Source organism: Flavobacterium sp. T50_26 (assembly GCF_057652995.1).
On the sequence record NZ_JBYFCC010000060.1, the window covers coordinates 1 to 479 of the forward strand.

The following is a 479-nucleotide window of genomic DNA, read 5'->3' on the forward strand; positions in this document are numbered from 1 at the left end:
TCAGTCTCCGTTACAATCACATCAATTGGGTTCAAGGCTGCTTCTACTTTTCTTGCTTCGCCTTTGCTGGCTGCTACAGGAAAAGTATTACTCTCATAACCGTCTCTCGAGGCTTGAATCGTGTAGGCTTTATTACATTCTACATAATACGCCACCTCGCCATTGGCTCCGGTTGTTTCCGTAGCAATCACGTTTTTCTTGTCATCAACAATCGCTACTTTAGCATTGGCAAGTGCTTTGCCTGTTTTGGCATCGGTAACCATGGTGGTTACTTCTACGCCACAAACCGGAGTGGCTAAGTAAATATTATCTACTCCTGAGCGGTTAGTGGATAAAAATCCGATGTTTTTCTCTGCATTTAATGTAAAGGCAAAATCGTCTTTCTCACTGTTTACCGGTTTGCCTAAGTTGGTTGATTCGCCTTTGGTCATATCATACGCAAAGACATCTAATCCACCAAAACCTTGTCTGCCGTTGGA

General features: G+C 43.2%; 1 protein-coding gene. It reads right to left on the reverse strand.

Features of this window, described 5'->3' with window-relative positions; genetic code table 11:
• The coding region (locus AC23MC_RS16430) for a carboxypeptidase-like regulatory domain-containing protein (protein WP_487569408.1) at nt 1-479 on the reverse strand (479 nt) is incomplete at both ends.